This is a genomic window from Escherichia sp. E14V7 (genome assembly GCF_004212225.1).
Taxonomy (GTDB): Bacteria; Pseudomonadota; Gammaproteobacteria; order Enterobacterales; family Enterobacteriaceae; genus Escherichia.
Genome location: NZ_RHJJ01000026.1, coordinates 1 through 17,331, shown reverse-complemented (window position 1 = coordinate 17,331; position 17,331 = coordinate 1). Strand labels below are relative to the sequence as shown.

The 17,331-nt window shown below is 50.5% G+C and carries 16 protein-coding genes; 9 read left to right on the top strand and 7 right to left on the bottom strand.

The window, feature by feature from the left end; all coding sequences use genetic code 11:
• Nucleotides 1-19: 19 nt before the first annotated feature.
• The 6 genes from uidC to malI form a co-directional block, all read right to left on the bottom strand.
• Entirely contained in the window at nt 20-1,285 is a 1,266-nt protein-coding gene (uidC, locus tag D9741_RS22320) for a glucuronide uptake porin UidC (RefSeq protein ID WP_130219041.1), read from the bottom strand.
• Between the two features lie 38 nt (nt 1,286-1,323).
• Entirely contained in the window at nt 1,324-2,697 is a 1,374-nt protein-coding gene (gene uidB / locus D9741_RS22315; protein WP_130219039.1) for a glucuronide transporter, read from the bottom strand.
• Complete coding sequence (gene uidA, locus D9741_RS22310; protein WP_130219037.1) at nt 2,694-4,505, bottom strand: beta-glucuronidase; 1,812 nt, start codon at nt 4,503-4,505, stop codon at nt 2,694-2,696. The genes uidB and uidA overlap by 4 nt, the downstream gene beginning before the upstream one ends.
• 384 nt (nt 4,506-4,889) lie before the next feature.
• A complete protein-coding gene (gene uidR / locus D9741_RS22305; protein ID WP_130209345.1) occupies nt 4,890-5,477 on the bottom strand; it encodes a DNA-binding transcriptional regulator UidR in 588 nt (195 codons plus the stop codon).
• 233 nt (nt 5,478-5,710) lie between these two features.
• Nucleotides 5,711-6,478 (bottom strand): 7-alpha-hydroxysteroid dehydrogenase, encoded by a 768-nt coding sequence (gene hdhA / locus D9741_RS22300; protein ID WP_130219035.1) that lies wholly within the window; start codon nt 6,476-6,478, stop codon nt 5,711-5,713.
• A 111-nt stretch (nt 6,479-6,589) separates the two neighbouring features.
• A complete protein-coding gene (malI, locus tag D9741_RS22295) occupies nt 6,590-7,618 on the bottom strand; it encodes a mal regulon transcriptional regulator MalI (protein ID WP_130219033.1) in 1,029 nt (342 codons plus the stop codon).
• Between the two features lie 174 nt (nt 7,619-7,792).
• On the opposite strand from malI, the gene malX reads away from it, so the two are divergent.
• The 3 genes from malX to add all read left to right on the top strand — a co-directional run bounded on the left by malX (nt 7,793) and on the right by add (nt 11,672).
• Entirely contained in the window at nt 7,793-9,385 is a 1,593-nt protein-coding gene (gene malX / locus D9741_RS22290) for a PTS maltose transporter subunit IICB (RefSeq protein WP_130219031.1), read from the top strand.
• Nucleotides 9,386-9,394: 9 nt separating this feature from the next.
• On the top strand, nt 9,395-10,567 hold the full coding sequence (malY, locus tag D9741_RS22285) for a bifunctional maltose regulon transcriptional repressor/cystathionine beta-lyase MalY (protein WP_130219029.1): 1,173 nt from the start codon (nt 9,395-9,397) through the stop codon (nt 10,565-10,567).
• Between the two features lie 103 nt (nt 10,568-10,670).
• Nucleotides 10,671-11,672, top strand: a complete 1,002-nt coding sequence (add, locus tag D9741_RS22280; RefSeq protein WP_130219027.1) for an adenosine deaminase — start codon at nt 10,671-10,673, stop codon at nt 11,670-11,672.
• A 35-nt stretch (nt 11,673-11,707) separates the two neighbouring features.
• Here the strand turns inward: add and D9741_RS22275 are convergent, their stop codons facing one another.
• Nucleotides 11,708-12,748 carry an oxidoreductase gene (locus D9741_RS22275; protein ID WP_130219025.1) on the bottom strand — a complete coding sequence of 347 codons (1,041 nt, stop codon included), beginning with the start codon at nt 12,746-12,748 and terminating at the stop codon, nt 11,708-11,710.
• Between the two features lie 242 nt (nt 12,749-12,990).
• Here D9741_RS22275 and blr point away from each other — a divergent pair, with 242 nt between their 5' ends.
• From blr to rsxC, 6 genes are all read left to right on the top strand, one after another.
• Nucleotides 12,991-13,116: a division septum protein Blr gene (blr, locus tag D9741_RS22270; RefSeq protein WP_001296096.1), complete on the top strand. Its 126-nt coding sequence runs from the start codon at nt 12,991-12,993 to the stop codon at nt 13,114-13,116.
• 272 nt (nt 13,117-13,388) lie between these two features.
• Nucleotides 13,389-13,604, top strand: coding sequence for a transcription modulator YdgT (gene ydgT, locus D9741_RS22265; protein ID WP_064530017.1), 216 nt, complete (start codon nt 13,389-13,391; stop codon nt 13,602-13,604).
• A gap of 86 nt (nt 13,605-13,690) precedes the next feature.
• A complete protein-coding gene (locus tag D9741_RS22260; RefSeq protein WP_130209359.1) occupies nt 13,691-14,131 on the top strand; it encodes a DUF2569 domain-containing protein in 441 nt (146 codons plus the stop codon).
• A 76-nt stretch (nt 14,132-14,207) separates the two neighbouring features.
• On the top strand, nt 14,208-14,789 hold the full coding sequence (rsxA, locus tag D9741_RS22255; RefSeq protein WP_000133193.1) for an electron transport complex subunit RsxA: 582 nt from the start codon (nt 14,208-14,210) through the stop codon (nt 14,787-14,789).
• Entirely contained in the window at nt 14,789-15,367 is a 579-nt protein-coding gene (gene rsxB / locus D9741_RS22250; protein WP_130209361.1) for an electron transport complex subunit RsxB, read from the top strand. Before rsxA ends, rsxB begins: the two co-directional genes overlap by 1 nt.
• Nucleotides 15,360-17,331, top strand: a 1,972-nt coding sequence (gene rsxC / locus D9741_RS22245) for an electron transport complex subunit RsxC (RefSeq protein ID WP_130238360.1), incomplete at its 3' end; no start/stop codon positions are given. The genes rsxB and rsxC, both read left to right, overlap by 8 nt.

Genomic DNA, 17,331 nt, shown 5'->3' with positions numbered 1-17,331 from the left:
TTCACTCCGGCTTTTTTTCTCACTTCAGCATAAAGTCATACTGGATACTCATTTTCACATCCCAGTAATTCAGGCGATCGCCCAGCGCACTGCCATCGCGCTTTTCCCGCCCTTTATCGGCAGCAAGAAAGAAATTCATCCCTTGTAGCGGCCCTTCGCTAACCCGATAGTTCACGCCACCTAAGATACCCGCGCCTTCAATCCGCACGTCTCGTTTACTGGATTCATAGCCGCGGGTCACAATCGGTGCAAATGTCAGCGTAAATTGCGGGGTTAAACGATAGTTGACGCCCAATTGCCAGGACTGCATTCCTTCGCGGTTACGATCAAGACTTAATGAAAAGGGATAGCCAATGTCGGTGTCCACCACGGCTCCATTCATCGCATGACGCAAATAACCGCCACTGCCAAATACGCTTCCCCACGGCGCGCTCCAGGTCAATTGTCCACTAACCAACGCCGTTTCATTGGGCTGGCTGGTATTACGACTTAGGCCTTCGAGTTGCGCATAAAAGCCGAGCAACTCCCCTTTCAACGTATAATTCGGGTCGAGCGGTATGCTTTTCTCGAGAATACTTTGTATCTGATTGGAAACATCTTTCTGTACCGATGCTCCCAGAGAATAGCGACTGGTATCATCATGCCAACTGGCGGCTAAAAAAGAACGTGCGCGATGTTTATCGTATTTTCCCGTCTGGCTGTTATAAACCCCTTCATCACGAATACCGGTTGTTGAATCGGTCCATAAAAATACTCGTGAACGCCACATTCCCCACAATTCAATATTTGGCGTTAAAGCCCAGTAACCTAATACTCCTTCGGAAACAGTCGGCAATGTCCGTTGCGAACTACCAGCAATTAACGGAATACGATAAGGTAAGCTGCCATAACTATAATCTGTTCCGAAGCGACCTAATTTAAGCAGGCTATTTTCACTGGGTTTTATTTTTACTGCCCCCAGGGCAAAGCCAAAACTTTTATCACCATCAAGATACCAGCGGGTACTCATATCAGCACGAGCACCTAATTTATAAACATAATACGCCCCGCCTTCGACACCAATAATATTAGAATAATAGCCACTATTAAAATCAAGTAATCCTCCCTGTACCCACGCGTAAATGTCTCTTCCCGCGCCAGCACTAGGTTTATCAGCCCTGCGTAATTCATTTTTCAGTCTGATGCGTAGTCCCGCTTCATCGTCAGCCAGTTGTGCAGCGTAAGCGGTGGTAAGGCCAGAGGCAGCCGTCAGGCAAATAACGGCCATGGCCACTATTTTTCTCATAGTTGCACCTTTGATGTTCTGATTATTTTTATGGAATATTAATTAGTGATATCGCTGATTAATTGCTGCTGCATTTGTTTGCGATTATCAATTTCAACTACGATTTCTTTGAATTTTTTATCCGTGAGCGGATAAAACCAGATTATTATAAATGCCAGTAGCATAAACCCGCAGGGTACTAAGGCAATTGATGTGCGGATCCCCATAATAACTTCCGGTGTTTGCACCTGATTGGCAATATATCCGCTTAATCCCAAAATAAAGGCGGGAATTGATCCTCCTATTGCCTGGCCGCATTTGCGCGTAAATGAGAATAGCGAATAGGTAAGTCCTTCAATCCGCACACCAGTCAGGTATTCACCATATTCTACGGTATCGGCTTCCAGCGCCCACATCACCGTCATGGTAACGCCCTGACCAATTGAGGCAATGGCTAACGCAACCAGTGCCACCGGCAGCGACCAGACGGATACCCAGAAGAACAGCAGGTAACCACAAGTCCCCAGCAGCGCGCCAATCAGGAAGGTATTCTTTTTACCGATCCTGGCGACCATCCCCGGTACCAGCGGTGCCGACGCCACTGTACCGACCAGGTTCTGTACCAGCACTAACACCGTGAACAATCCTGCATCATTCAAAACGTAGCGTACGTAAAATAACGATGAGGCACTGACCGCGAAGGTCGAGATCAGCACACACAGCGCCCCAATGCACAACATAAACAGCGGGCGATTTCGTTTCAGCGTTTGCAGACTGATCTTCAACGAAGGCTGCGCCACAATACGCACCACATTTTCACGCGTCGATTTGAAGCAGATGAAGTAAAGCACCATTCCAGCAATCGCCAGCACAACCGTCCAGAAATGGTATACCGACACCATCTCCTCCGGGCTGGAGTTCTTAATGCTCGGTCCTATCAGAAATGCCAGGCAGACAAAGGTCAATGAAGCGGCAATCCCGCGAGCCGCGCCCAGACGGGCGCGGGATTGTGGTTGTTGGGTCATCGCGGTAGCAAGTGAACCATAAGGAATATTCACCAGGCTGTAGCAAAGCCCGAGGCCCATGTAGGTCAAATATGCATACACCACTTTGCTGCTATGGCTCCAGTCGGTCGGCACCCAGAATACCAGCACGCTGAAGATCATTAACGGCGCAGTACCGAAGAGTAAAAATGGGCGGAATTTTCCCCAGCGGGTATTCACACTGTCCACCACTCGTCCGGCGAGGACGTCGGCGAAGGCATCAAATACCCGCACCAGTAACAGCATGGTGCCCGCCGCAGCGGCACCGACGCCTGCGACGTCGGTGTAGTAACTCAACAAGAAGAGCGCCCCCATTGCGAAGGCGAAGTTATTGGCGACGTCACCGAGGCTGTAGCCGACGATGGTGCGCCAGGAGAGTTGTTGATTCATTGTTTGCCTCCCTGCTGCGGTTTTTCACCGAAATTCATGCCAGTCCAGCGTTTTTGCAGCAGGAAAGCCGCCGATTTCGGTTTGCGGTCGCGAGTGAAGATCCCTTTCTTGTTGCCACCAACGCGCATAATGCCCTGCGAGGTCGCAAAATCAGCGAAGTTCCATACCTGTTCACCGACGACGGCGCTGACGCGATCAAAGACGCGGTGATACATATCCAGCCATGCGCACTGATACTCTTCACTCCACATGTCGGTGTACATCGAGTGCAGACCCGCTAACGTATCTACGCCGTATTCGGTGATGATAATCGGCTGATGCAGTTTCTCCTGCCAGGCAAGCAGTTCTTTTTCCAGTACCTTCTCTGCCGTTTCCAAATCGCCGCTTTGGACATACCAACCGTAATAACGATTCAGGCACAGCACATCAAAGAGATCGCTGATGGTATCGGTGTGAGCGTCGCAGAACATTACATTGACGCAGGTGATCGGTCGCGTCGGGTCCAGTTTACGCGTTGCCTCTGCCAGTGGTGCGAAATATTCCCGTGCACCTTGCGGGCGAGTATCCGGTTCGTTGGCAATGCTCCACATCACCACGCTGGGGTGGTTTTTGTCACGCGCAATCAGTTCTTTAATCGCCTGTAAGTGCGCCTGCTGAGTTTCCCCGTTGACTGCCTCTTCGCTGTAGAGTTCTTTTGGCTTGTTACCCGCTTCAAATCCAATGCCTAAAGAGAGGTTAAAGCCGACGGCAGCAGTTTCATCAATCACCACAATGCCATTTTCATCAGCCCAGTCGAGCATCTCTTCAGCGTAAGGGTAATGCGAGGTACGGTAAGAGTTGGCACCAATCCAGTCCATCAATGCGTGATCGTGCACCATCAGCACGTTATCGAATCCTTTACCGCGTAAATCCGCATCTTCATGGCGACCAAAACCAGTGAAGTAGAACGGTTTGTGGTTGATCAGGAACTGTTCACCCTTCACTGCCACTGACCGGATGCCGACGCGCAGCGGGTAGATATCACACTCTGTCTGGCTTTTGGCTGTGACGCACAGTTCATAGAGATAACCTTCACCCGGTTGCCAGAGGTGCGGATTCACCACTTGCAAAGTCCCGCTGGTACCTTGTCCAGTTGCAACAACCTGTTGATCTGCATCACGCAGTTCAACGCTGACATCACCATTTGCCATCACCTGCCAGTCAATAGACGCGTGGTTATAGTCTTGCGCGACATGCGTCACCACGGTGATATCGCCCACCCAGGTGTTCGGTGTGGTGTAGAGCATTACGCTGCGATGGATCCCGGCGTAGTTAAAGAAATCATGGAAGTAAGACTGCTTTTTCTTGCCGTTTTCGTCGGTAATCACCATTCCCGGCGGGATAGTCTGCCAGTTCAGTTCGTTGTTCACACAAACGGTAATACGTACACTTTTCCCGGCAATAACATACGGCGTGACATCGGCTTCAAACGGCGTATAGCCGCCCTGATGCTCCATCACTTCCTGATTATTTACCCACACTTTGCCGTAATGAGTGACCGCATCGAAACGCAGGACGATACGCTGGCCCGTCCAACCTTTCGGTATAAAGACTTCGCGCTGATACCAGACGTTGCCCACATAATTACGAATATCTGCATCGGCGAACTGATCGTTAAAACTGCCCGGCACAGCAATTGCCCGGCTTTCTTGTAACGCGCTTTCCCACCAACGCTGAGAGATTCCGCAGTTTTCCCGATCCAGGCTGAATGCCCACAGGCCGTCGAGTTTTTTGATTTCACGAGTTGGGGTTTCTACAGGACGTAACATAAGGGACTCCTCATTAAGATAAAAATACTGGTCAACCTTTAATCTGATTAGTTAACCAATTCTGTGTTGAACACAGTTATCTGTGAGAAACCCATGGAAGAGAAATGGAAATAAAAAGAACTGACACCGCGATCAAAAAACCAAAAACTGCAATACCCACAGCGTGATATGGATCGCATTAATCTTTAAAACAGCGTTGACAGAAGACACAAAATAAGCAACCGAACGCTCGTTCGACTACTTATAAAGCGATAAATTCCCATGACATATGGTTTCGACGAATGTTTTAGTGGGATTTTTCGACCAGGGGAGAACGTTTTTTGTTCAGCCGTGTTGAGACATTGAACGCGGGCCCTCTCTTAACCGGCCCGCGGAAAGTGAGGATCAGGATGCGGTCAAGATACCGCCAATCATCGCGCGCAGCCCCTGGGCAAATAACGCTTCTCGCGCCAGGTCTTCCGCTTCGATATCGGCCAGCACGCCATAGGTCAGATCCAGCAGTAAACGAGAGGTCATTGCCGTGTTAATGTCAGGGCTTATCTCGCCTTTTTGCTGGGCATCCCTCATGCGCTGGGCAATACATTCCGTGATGGTCAGATGTTTATTCTTAAGCATGGTGGCAACCTGTGGATTGCGCATCCCTTCTGCCATAATTTCGACCACCAGCGCTCGTTGTCCAAAGGCTTCATGGGTGAGAGAGACTATCGACTCGACCATATAGTCAACGAAATGGATCCCTTCAATCGGTTCCCGGAAGCGGGCCAACGCCCTCTCCTGGTCCTGGAGAATAATCGCCTGAATCAAGGCTTCTTTCGAAATGAAGTGGTGATAAAGCGTCCCGGGACTGATAGCGCAGGATTTACAGATGGCTTTCATTGAGGCACTGTGAAATCCATTTTCTGAAAAAATCTCTCTGGCAGCATTGAGGATCCGGGTCCGTGTCGGTTGTGCTTCAGTTTGCATGTTATCCATCGTTAAACCAATATAGTTAGCATGAATAACTAGTTTACCGCGTTGTCCGGTGAGCGCCTATCATTGCAGTTGAATTGTGCGAAGGTACACCCGTTTCGTTTACTATTTGCACGATAATTGGTCAACCAGCAAGCGGAATTTGGCTACCAGTTGTCTGGCAGAGGTTTTTCCCTACTCTACAAGCGGTGTCGGTAAACAACACTCACTCGGTTGTTTACCGACCTGTTAGCGTATTAATTCAGTTCCTGTACCCCACCGCCGGAGACGGTGAGTATTTGCCCGCTTATCCAGCTGGCAGCTGGTGAACAGAGGAATAGCGCCGCGTTGGCAATATCTTGCGGTTGGCCCAGACGCCTGATTGGCGTGTGCTGCAACATTTTCTGTTCAATTTCTGGTGTAATAACGGATTTCAGGGCATCAGTTAATATTGCCCCAGGCGCTATGCCATTCACCCGAATATTTTTTTCACCCAGGTCAAACGCCATATTCCTGACCAGATGGCTGGCCGCAGCTTTAGATGACGCATAGGAGGTCATGTTTTTATTTTTATTTTCTGCCGCCATAGATGTGATGGTCAAAATAACGCCTCCGCCATTTTTTTCCATTTCAGGCGCTATGAGTTGTGACAGATGAAAAAAAGAAAACACATTCAGCTCATAAGCGCGGCGGAAATCCGCCATTGGCATATCAAACGGTTTAGGACCACCACCACCAGCATTGTTAACCAGAATATCAACTTTGCCCAGCTTACTGATGGCAAAGCCTGCCAGAGCAGATAACTCCTGTTCGGAAGTAATATCACAGCGCCAGGCAAATGCCTGCCCACCCAACTGTTGAATTTCATCTACAACATGATTAGCTGCATCGGCGTTAATATCACTGACCACCACAGATGCGCCAGCTGTCGCGAATGTAATGGCGATTTCTTTACCAATACCTGCACCCGCACCTGTGATGATGGCGCATTTTCCGTCGAGTCTCAGGTTGTCAGAATTAAACACATAAACCTCCTGTGAACTTCAGTAAAAATAAAAGGCACCGCCTGTGTGCCACATTTTTTATCATTAACTTTGAGGAAAGGACACTACCAGGTATAGCAGATAAAGAGAGGATTATTTCGCCGCAATGAGCCGGGCAGGAATAATAAGATTACGTGAATGCGTCTCTTCATGAGTGATTTTTTGCATCATGCGATCCGCAAGTGTCGTACCAAGTTCCCGCGCAGGCGTGCTGGCCCAGGTAACGGGTATATCATCAAGTGCAGTTGGCGTCGCATCGGTAAATGCCGCCAGTGAAACCTGTTGTTCAAAGTAACGATCGACGCCACTTTCCCCGCTTTGCCGCCCTGCTTTCAGCAAACCAAACCATGCCCCCATCGCAATAGTTTCGTTGTAACAAACCACGGCGCTGATGGTCGGGTTATGGCGCAAAAGCGCCGTAATGGCTTCCGCAGCTTGCTTCTGACTCGAGGCACACTCCAGTACCCAATCACTGTGAAACGGCAGGCTGAATTTTAATAGTGTCGCGCAATAGCCACCCACTCGTTCCGCACGGGTTAAAGAGGAACTTTGCCCTCCCAGCCAGGCAATACGCTGGTGTCCATTGCGAATGAGATGCTCCGTCAATAACTGCGCTGCCTGCATGTTATCCGGGCGAACAGTATCAACATCATCAAGATAACTGGCTCGTGAAGCGAAAATCACCGGGATACCTTTTTCTTCTGCCATGCGCCGCAGGTCATCACTGCTCCCTGCCGCACCGGCAATGACGACGCCATCGACGCCCTGGTTCAGTAGCAGTGAAAAGCGCTGGGTCAGTTGCTCACCGTCTTTACCGCCGTGGAGCAAAAAAACCATTCGCCCCTGCGCTTCCAGTGCCTCCGTCAGCCCGGCTGTTAATTCAGCGTAAAACGGCGCAGACAAGTCACGCACAATTAAGCCAACCACACCACTCTGCCCGCCGCGTAGTGCCGACGCCTGGCGATTGCGCACAAACCCCAGTTCTTCAATGGCGGCGTTAACACGTTCTCCTGTGGCGGTAGAGATTCGCCCTTTGCCACTAAGCACCAGCGAAACGGTACTGACCGACACGCCCGCAGCGAGCGCAACATCATGAATGGTGATTTTTTTGGCGGTAGCCATGCAGATGACCTACTCCCTGATTATGTGACAGATAAAACGTTTTACCTTTTATTTATCTTATACCCGCTATTATCGTTGCGTAATGTGATTTATGCCTCACTAAAATTTGATAAAACGTTTTATCTTCTCGCGCAATTTATTGAATCCAGATTGTTCTCTACGAGGAGTCGTTTTATGACGGCGAAAGCAGCACCGAAAGTCACGCTGTGGGAATTCTTCCAGCAGTTAGGCAAAACCTTTATGTTACCTGTCGCATTACTGTCGTTCTGCGGCATTATGTTGGGGATTGGCAGTTCCCTTAGTAGCCACGATGTCATCACACTGATCCCGGCATTGGGTAACCCTGTGTTGCAGGCCATCTTTACCTGGATGAGCAAGGTTGGTTCGTTCGCGTTTAGTTTCCTGCCAGTAATGTTCTGTATCGCCATCCCGCTGGGTCTGGCGCGCGAAAACAAAGGCGTCGCGGCGTTCGCTGGTTTTGTTGGTTACGCAGTGATGAACCTGGCGGTGAACTTCTGGTTGACCAATAAAGGCATTCTGCCGACCACCGATGCTGCCGTGCTGAAAGCCAATAACATCCAAAGCATTCTTGGGATCCAGTCGATCGACACCGGGATCCTCGGTGCGGTGATCGCCGGTATTATCGTCTGGATGCTGCATGAACGTTTCCATAATATCCGCCTGCCAGATGCGCTGGCGTTTTTCGGCGGTACGCGCTTCGTACCAATCATCTCCTCGCTGGTGATGGGCCTTGTCGGTCTGGTGATTCCATTGGTCTGGCCGATCTTCGCCCTGGGCATTAGCGGCTTAGGCCATATGATTAACAGCGCGGGTGATTTCGGACCTATGCTGTTTGGTACCGGTGAACGTCTGCTGCTGCCGTTTGGTCTGCATCACATTCTGGTGGCATTAATTCGCTTTACTGACGCAGGCGGCACGCAGGAAGTCTGCGGTCAAACCGTCAGCGGCGCACTAACCATCTTCCAGGCGCAATTGAGTTGCCCGACCACTCACGGTTTCTCTGAAAGCGCCACGCGCTTCCTCTCGCAGGGCAAAATGCCTGCATTCCTCGGTGGTCTGCCAGGTGCAGCGTTAGCGATGTATCACTGTGCGCGCCCGGAAAATCGCCATAAAATTAAAGGCCTGCTGATTTCTGGCCTGATCGCCTGTGTCGTTGGCGGCACTACCGAACCGCTGGAATTCCTGTTCCTGTTCGTAGCGCCAGTTCTGTACGTCATCCACGCGCTGTTAACCGGCCTCGGCTTCACCGTCATGTCTGTGCTCGGTGTCACCATCGGTAATACCGACGGCAATATCATCGACTTTGTGGTGTTCGGTATTCTGCATGGCCTGTCAACCAAGTGGTACATGGTGCCAGTGGTGGCGGCAATCTGGTTTGTTGTTTACTACGTTATCTTCCGTTTCGCTATTACCCGCTTCAATTTGAAAACCCCTGGCCGCGATAGCGAAATTGCCAGCTCAATCGAAAAAGCCGTTGCCGGTACGCCGGGTAAATCAGGTTACAACGTTCCGGCAATCCTCGAAGCCTTAGGCGGTGCCGACAATATTGTCAGCCTCGATAACTGCATTACTCGTCTGCGTTTGTCAGTGAAAGATATGTCCCTTGTTAATGTGCAGGCACTGAAGGACAATCGGGCAATTGGCGTAGTACAACTTAATCAACATAACCTGCAGGTTGTTATCGGGCCGCAAGTTCAGTCAGTCAAAGATGAAATGGCCGGTCTGATGCGTACTGTTCAGGCATAAGGATAAGATATGTTCGATTTTTCGAAGGTCGTGGATCGTCATGGCACATGGTGCACTCAGTGGGATTATGTCGCTGACCGTTTCGGCACTGCGGACCTGTTACCGTTCACGATTTCAGACATGGATTTTGCCACCGCTCCCTGCATTATCGAGGCGCTGAACCAGCGCCTGATGCACGGCGTGTTTGGCTACAGTCGCTGGAAAAACGATGAATTTCTCGCGGCTATCGCCCACTGGTTTTCCACACAGCATTACACCGCCATTGAAACGCAGTCGGTGGTATATGGCCCTTCCGTTATCTATATGGTGTCGGAACTGATTCGTCAGTGGTCCGCTGTCGGTGAAGGTGTGGTGATCCATACCCCGGCCTACGACGCATTTTACAAAGCCATTGAAGGTAATCAGCGCACTGTGATGCCCGTTGCTTTAGAGAAGCGGGTTGATGGCTGGTTTTGCGATATGGGCAAACTGGAAGCCGTGTTGGCGAAACCGGAGTGTAAAATTATGCTCCTGTGTAGCCCTCAGAATCCTACCGGTAAAGTCTGGACTTGCGATGAACTGGAAACAATGGCTGACCTGTGCGAACGCTATGGTGTGCGCGTTATCTCCGATGAAATCCATATGGATATGGTATGGGGTGAGCAACCGCATATTCCCTGGAGCAATGTAGCTCGCGGCGACTGGGCGCTACTAACTTCTGGTTCGAAAAGTTTCAATATTCCGGCTCTGACCGGGGCTTACGGGATTATTGAAAATAACGACAGCCGTGAAGCGTATTTATCGGCCCTGAAAAGCCGTGATGGGCTTTCCTCCCCTGCGGTACTGGCGTTAACCGCCCATATCGCCGCCTATCAGCAAGGCGCGCCATGGATTGATGCCTTACGCGTCTATCTGAAAGATAACCTGACGTATATCGCAGAGACGATGAACGCCGCGTTCCCTGAACTCAACTGGCAGATTCCCCAATCCACTTATCTCGCATGGCTTGATTTACGTCCGCTGAACATTGATGACAACGCGTTGCAAAAAGCCCTGATTGAACAAGAAAAAGTCGCAATCATGCCGGGATATACCTACGGTGAAGAAGGCCGTGGCTTTGTTCGGCTCAATGCCGGATGCCCACTTTCTAAACTGGAAAAAGGTGTCGCTGGATTAATTAACGCCATCCGAGCTGTACGCTAATTGCGATTGCGCAACGCAAATAATCGTTGCGCAATCGTAGATTTTTACCCTGCTTTGTTTTTATAATGGTGCGCACTTTTATATCCAGAAAAAGAGTGCGACCATGATTGATACCACCCTGCCATTAACTGATATCCATCGCCACCTTGATGGCAACATTCGTCCCCAGACCATCCTTGAACTTGGCCGCCAGTATAATATCTCGCTACCTGCACAATCCCTGGAAACGCTAATTCCACACGTTCAGGTCATTGCCAACGAACCCGATCTGGTGAGTTTTCTGACTAAGCTTGACTGGGGCGTTAAAGTTCTCGCCTCGCTCGACGCATGCCGTCGCGTGGCGTTTGAAAATATTGAAGATGCTGCCCGAAACGGTCTGCACTATGTCGAACTGCGTTTTTCGCCAGGTTATATGGCAATGACGCATCAGTTGCCTGTTGCGGGCGTTGTCGAAGCCGTTATTGACGGCGTACGTGAAGGTTGCCGCACCTTTGGTGTGCAGGCAAAACTTATCGGCATTATGAGCCGGACCTTTGGCGAAGCTGCCTGTCAGCAAGAGCTGGAGGCATTTTTAGCCCACCGTGATCAGATTACTGCACTGGATTTAGCCGGTGATGAACTTGGTTTTCCGGGGAGTTTGTTCCTCTCTCACTTCAACCACGCGCGTGATGCAGGCTGGCATATTACCGTCCACGCAGGCGAAGCTGCCGGGGCAGAAAGTATCTGGCAAGCCATTCGTGAACTGGGAGCTGAACGCATTGGGCATGGCGTAAAAGCCATTGAAGACCGGGCGCTGATGGATTTCCTCGCTGAGCAACAAATTGGCATAGAATCCTGCCTGACCTCCAATATTCAGACCAGTACCGTGGCATCTCTGGCGGCACATCCGCTGAAAATGTTCCTTGAGCATGGTATCTGCGCCAGTATTAACACCGACGACCCGGGTGTTCAGGGCGTCGATATCATTCACGAATATACCGTTGCCGCGCCCGCTGCAGGTTTATCTCGCGAGCAAATCCGCCAGGCGCAGATTAATGGTCTGGAAATGGCTTTCCTCAGCGCAGAGGAAAAACGCGCACTGCGAGAAAAAGTCGCAGCGAAGTAACAAAAATGGATGGTGCTAATTGCACCATCCCCTTTTCAAGCAAGGCACAAAGTCGAGCGATGTTTGGCGGATTCGATACCCAGCTCAATCAACTCCATTACCTGAATGGCCTGACTTGCTGGCACCGGGTTTTCACCGTCGCCATTCAACGCATCACGAATGGCAGCATAGTAAGCCGGATAATTCCCCGGCACGGTCAACAGCGTTTCTTCAACACGTTCCTCGCCTTCAACGTGGGTTAGTACACCGTCACGCATATCGTAGCCCCAGTCTTCCTGCGGCAGACGCTCACCATTTTTCAACCGCTCTTCCTGCGGATCGAGACCGTATTTAACATAGCTGCCACGGGAGCCATGCACGATATAACGCGCTGACTCAGCTGCCGCCAACATGGTGCCGTGTAAAATGACCCGCCGCTGTGGGTAGGACAAAATGGCGTGGAAATAATCAGTCGACTGCGCCCCCGGGCGCAACTGTGCTAAATCCACCGTCATACTGACAGGTAAGCCAAAAAGCGTAATAGCTTGATCGAGCAAATGCGGTGCCAAATCGTACCAGATACCGCTGCCAGGGCCGCCCTGTTCACGCCAGCGATCGCGCACCTGCGGCCGGAAGCGGTCAAAATGAGACTCAAAGTACGCAACTTCACCCAGCGAGCCTTCCGCGAGCAAACCTTTTAGTGTCAAAAAATCGCTATCCCAGCGACGATTATGAAACACCGACAATACGCGACCCAGACTTTTTGCTAACGCATCCAGTTCTCGAGCTTGTGACAGCGTCACGGTAAAAGGCTTGTCGACGACCACATGTTTACCCGCTTCAAGCGCCGCTTTGGCTAACGGGAAATGGGTATCATTTGGTGTGGGAATGACAATCAAGTCTATATTGGGATCATTAAAAAGATGCTTTGGTTCAGAGACAACCGTCACTGTTGGCCAGTCGGCTTTTACTTTTGTTTCGTCACTGCTGGAAATTACTGCCAGTTCTAGTCCGGGCGTGCCCGCTATCAGGGGCGCATGGAAGGTTTTGCTCGCATAACCATACCCAATCAACCCAACACGGATGTTGTCGCTCATGTCATTGCCTCTCAGAGAAGTACCATCGCTATTTGACACTATCCTTTACCCTCTCTCAACAGTTTAATAACCTGCCCGCAATAAGGGATGTTATTTAACTTAAGTCAAAGAAATGGCGAATTTTCTAATGATAAAAGCTAAATATCGCAAAAACCTCAGCAAAAATCTTGCTGGGGCAATTATTGCTAAGTAACATTTACCCCCTGAAGTTAATGGATCACTCAACATAGATGTGGGCAGTAATGAATCGTCTTATTGAATTAACAGGTTGGATCGTTCTTGTCGTTTCTGTCATTCTCCTTGGCGTGGCGAGTCACATTGACAACTACCAGCCGCCAGAACAGAGTACAACAGTACAACATAAGTAATACCTGCACTTGCAGACCAGCATGCAGCCCGTCCGGATGCATGTTTTAACTTGTCGGGTATTAAACCAGGAATTTATTATCTTGTGGTGTGTTGTCGGCGATTGGCAGGGATAGTAAAGCGCGTTACTCTTTTCATGACAGTATTTTATCCCTGAATATTTACCATCAGCACATTCTTATTATTGTTATTACATAAGCGTTCACTTTTGGTGAAGTTTTATCATTACATATAATACCTACCACTTTGGTATTAATTATTTTATGGGCCTTTTATGACTGTTCAGGACTACTTATTAAAATTTCGCAAAATCAGTTCACTCGAAAGCCTGGAAAAACTCTACGATCATCTTAATTACACACTGACCGACGATCAGGACCTTATCAACATGTATCGCGCCGCCGATCACCGCCGCGCAGAGCTGGTGTCTGGCGGGCGTTTGTTTGACCTGGGCCAGGTGCCGAAGTCCGTCTGGCATTATGTCCAATAAAGAAAGTAGCGATTGATAATAAAAACCTTATAATAACGCCCCTAAAATTAGATTTGCCTGTTTGCTGTCGCTATTCTGGAGAACCTATGACCACCACAACGCCACAACGTATTGGAGGCTGGTTGCTTGGCCCTTTGGCCTGGCTGTTAGTCGCTCTATTGAGTACGACGCTGACGCTGTTACTGTATACCGCAGCGTTATCTTCTCCTCAAACATATAAAACGATCGGCGAACAAGCACTGACAACGCAAATCTTATGGGGCGTTTCTTTTATTACCGCCATCGCCATGTGGTATTACACTTTGTGGTTGACCATCGCTTTCTTTAAACGTCGGCGTTGTGTTCCTAAACACTATATTATCTGGCTACTGATCTCCGTATTACTGGCTGTTAAAACCTTCGCTTTTTCGCCAGTTGCAGATGGCGTAGCCGTGCGCCAGTTGTTGTTTACTTTGCTGGCAACCGCATTGATAGTCCCCTATTTCAAACGCTCGTTGCGGGTCAAAGCGACGTTTGTGAATCCGTAATAACCTTACAGTTAACCTGTTGTCGCCTGCTCTGGATTAACGGATAATAGGCGGCTTTTTTATTTCAGGCCGAAAAATGACTGACTACCTGTTACTGTTTGTCGGAACTGTACTGGTCAATAACTTTGTACTGGTTAAGTTTCTGGGCCTCTGTCCGTTTATGGGCGTTTCCAAAAAGCTGGAAACTGCAATGGGGATGGGGCTGGCAACAACATTTGTGATGACGCTGGCGTCAATTTGCGCCTGGCTTATCGACACGTGGATCTTGATTCCACTCAATCTGATTTACCTGCGCACGCTAGCGTTTATTTTAGTGATCGCTGTTGTCGTGCAGTTCACCGAGATGGTAGTGCGTAAAACCAGCCCGGTGCTTTATCGTCTGCTGGGGATTTTTCTGCCGCTTATTACCACCAACTGTGCAGTGCTTGGTGTCGCGTTGCTGAATATTAATCTCGGGCATAATTTCTTGCAGTCGGCGCTGTACGGTTTTTCAGCAGCTGTCGGCTTCTCGTTGGTGATGGTGCTTTTCGCAGCCATCCGCGAGCGCCTGGCTGTGGCTGATGTCCCGGCACCTTTTCGTGGTAATGCCATTGCGCTGATTACCGCAGGTCTTATGTCTCTGGCCTTTATGGGCTTTAGTGGTTTGGTGAAGTTGTAATGAATGCTATCTGGATTGCCGTTGCCGCCATAAGCCTGCTGGGCCTGGCGTTTGGCGCCATTCTGGGTTATGCCTCCCGCCGTTTTGCGGTGGAAGACGATCCGGTCGTTGAGAAAATTGACGAAATTTTACCGCAGAGCCAGTGTGGTCAATGCGGTTATCCTGGCTGTCGCCCGTATGCGGAGGCTATCAGTTGCAACGGTGAAAAAATCAACCGCTGCGCCCCTGGTGGCGAAGCAGTAATGCTGAAAATTGCCGAGTTGCTCAACGTCGAACCGCAGCCGCTGGATGGCGAAGCGCAAGAGTTGACGCCTGCGCGTATGGTAGCGGTTATCGATGAAAATAACTGTATTGGCTGCACTAAGTGTATTCAGGCGTGTCCGGTGGACGCCATTGTCGGCGCTACCCGAGCAATGCATACCGTCATGAGCGATCTGTGCACAGGTTGTAATCTGTGTGTAGACCCATGCCCAACGCATTGCATCTCCTTACAACCGGTTGCAGAAACGCCAGACAGCTGGAAATGGGATCTGAACACCATTCCCGTGCGCATCATTCCCGTGGAACACCATGCTTAAGTTATTCTCTGCTTTCAAAAAAAATAAAATCTGGGACTTCGATGGCGGCATTCATCCACCGGAGATGAAAACTCAGTCCAACGGTACTCCCCTGCGCCAGGTTCCGCTGGCGCAGCGATTTGTTATTCCACTGAAACAGCATATTGGTGCTGAAGGCGAGCTGTGCGTTAACGTTGGTGATAAGGTACTGCGCGGACAGCCACTCACCCGTGGACGCGGCAAAATGCTACCGGTTCACGCGCCCACCTCGGGTACCGTTACGGCTATTGCGCCCCACTCTACGGCTCATCCTTCAGCTTTAGCTGAATTAAGCGTGATTATTGACGCCGATGGCGAAGATTGCTGGATCCCACGTGACGGTTGGACCGATTACCGCTCACGCACTCGGGAAGAATTAATCGAACGCATTCATCAATTTGGCGTCGCCGGACTGGGTGGTGCTGGCTTCCCTACTGGCGTTAAATTGCAGGGCGGCGGCGATAAAATCGAAACGTTGATCATTAATGCCGCAGAATGCGAGCCGTATATTACCGCCGATGACCGCCTGATGCAGGATTGCGCCGCCCAGGTCGTGGAAGGTATTCGCATTCTTGCGCATATTCTACAGCCACGCGAAATTCTGATCGGAATTGAAGATAACAAACCGCAGGCAATTTCCATGCTGCGTGCGGTGTTGGCGGATTCTCACGATATTTCTCTGCGAGTTATTCCGACCAAATATCCTTCTGGCGGCGCCAAACAGTTAACCTACATCCTGACCGGAAAGCAGGTTCCACACGGCGGTCGTTCATCAGATATCGGCGTGTTAATGCAAAACGTCGGCACGGCTTACGCAGTGAAACGTGCCGTTATTGATGGCGAGCCGATTACCGAGCGTGTCGTGACGCTGACTGGCGAAGCAATTGCACGCCCCGGCAACGTCTGGGCACGACTGGGTACGCCGGTCCGTCATTTATTGAACGATGCAGGATTCTGCCCTTCTGCCGATCAAATGGTGATTATGGGCGGCCCGCTAATGGGTTTTACCTTGCCGTGGCTGGATGTTCCGGTCGTAAAAATAACCAACTGTTTACTGGCACCGTCTGCCAATGAACTTGGCGAACCACAGGAAGAACAAAGCTGCATCCGTTGTAGCGCCTGTGCTGATGCCTGCCCTGCAGATCTCCTGCCGCAACAGTTGTACTGGTTCAGCAAAGGTCAGCAGCACGATAAAGCCACCACACATAACATTGCAGATTGTATTGAATGCGGGGCCTGTGCGTGGGTTTGCCCAAGTAATATCCCTCTTGTGCAATATTTCCGTCAGGAAAAAGCCGAGATTGCCGCCATTCGTCAGGAAGAAAAACGCGCAGCCGAAGCAAAAGCACGCTTTGAAGCTCGTCAGGCACGTCTGGAACGTGAAAAAGCCGCGCGTCTTGAACGACACAAGAACGCGGCGGTTCAACCTGCGGCCAAAGACAAAGATGCGATTGCTGCCGCACTGGCACGCGTAAAAGAAAAACAGGTCCAGGCCACACAACCTATTGTGATAAAAGCTGGCGAACGCCCGGATAACAGCGCGATTATTGCGGCCCGGGAAGCGCGTAAAGCGCAAGCCAGAGCGAAACAGGCTGAATTGCAACAGACTAACGAAGCCGCAACCGTTGCCGATCCGCGGAAAGCGGCAGTGGAAGCCGCAATTGCTCGCGCCAAAGCACGCAAGCAGGAGCAACAGCCTGCTAACGAAGAGCCGCAGGAACAGGTTGCCCCGCGTAAAGCTGCCGTCGAAGCCGCTATCGCCCGTGCTAAAGCGCGCAAGCAGGAGCAACAGCCTGCTAACGAAGAGCCGCAGGAACAGGTTGACCCGCGTAAAGCTGCAGTCGAAGCCGCTATCGCCCGTGCTAAAGCGCGCAAGCTGGAACAACAGCCTGCTAACGAAGCGCCGCAGGAACAGGTTGATACGCGTAAAGCTGCCGTCGAAGCCG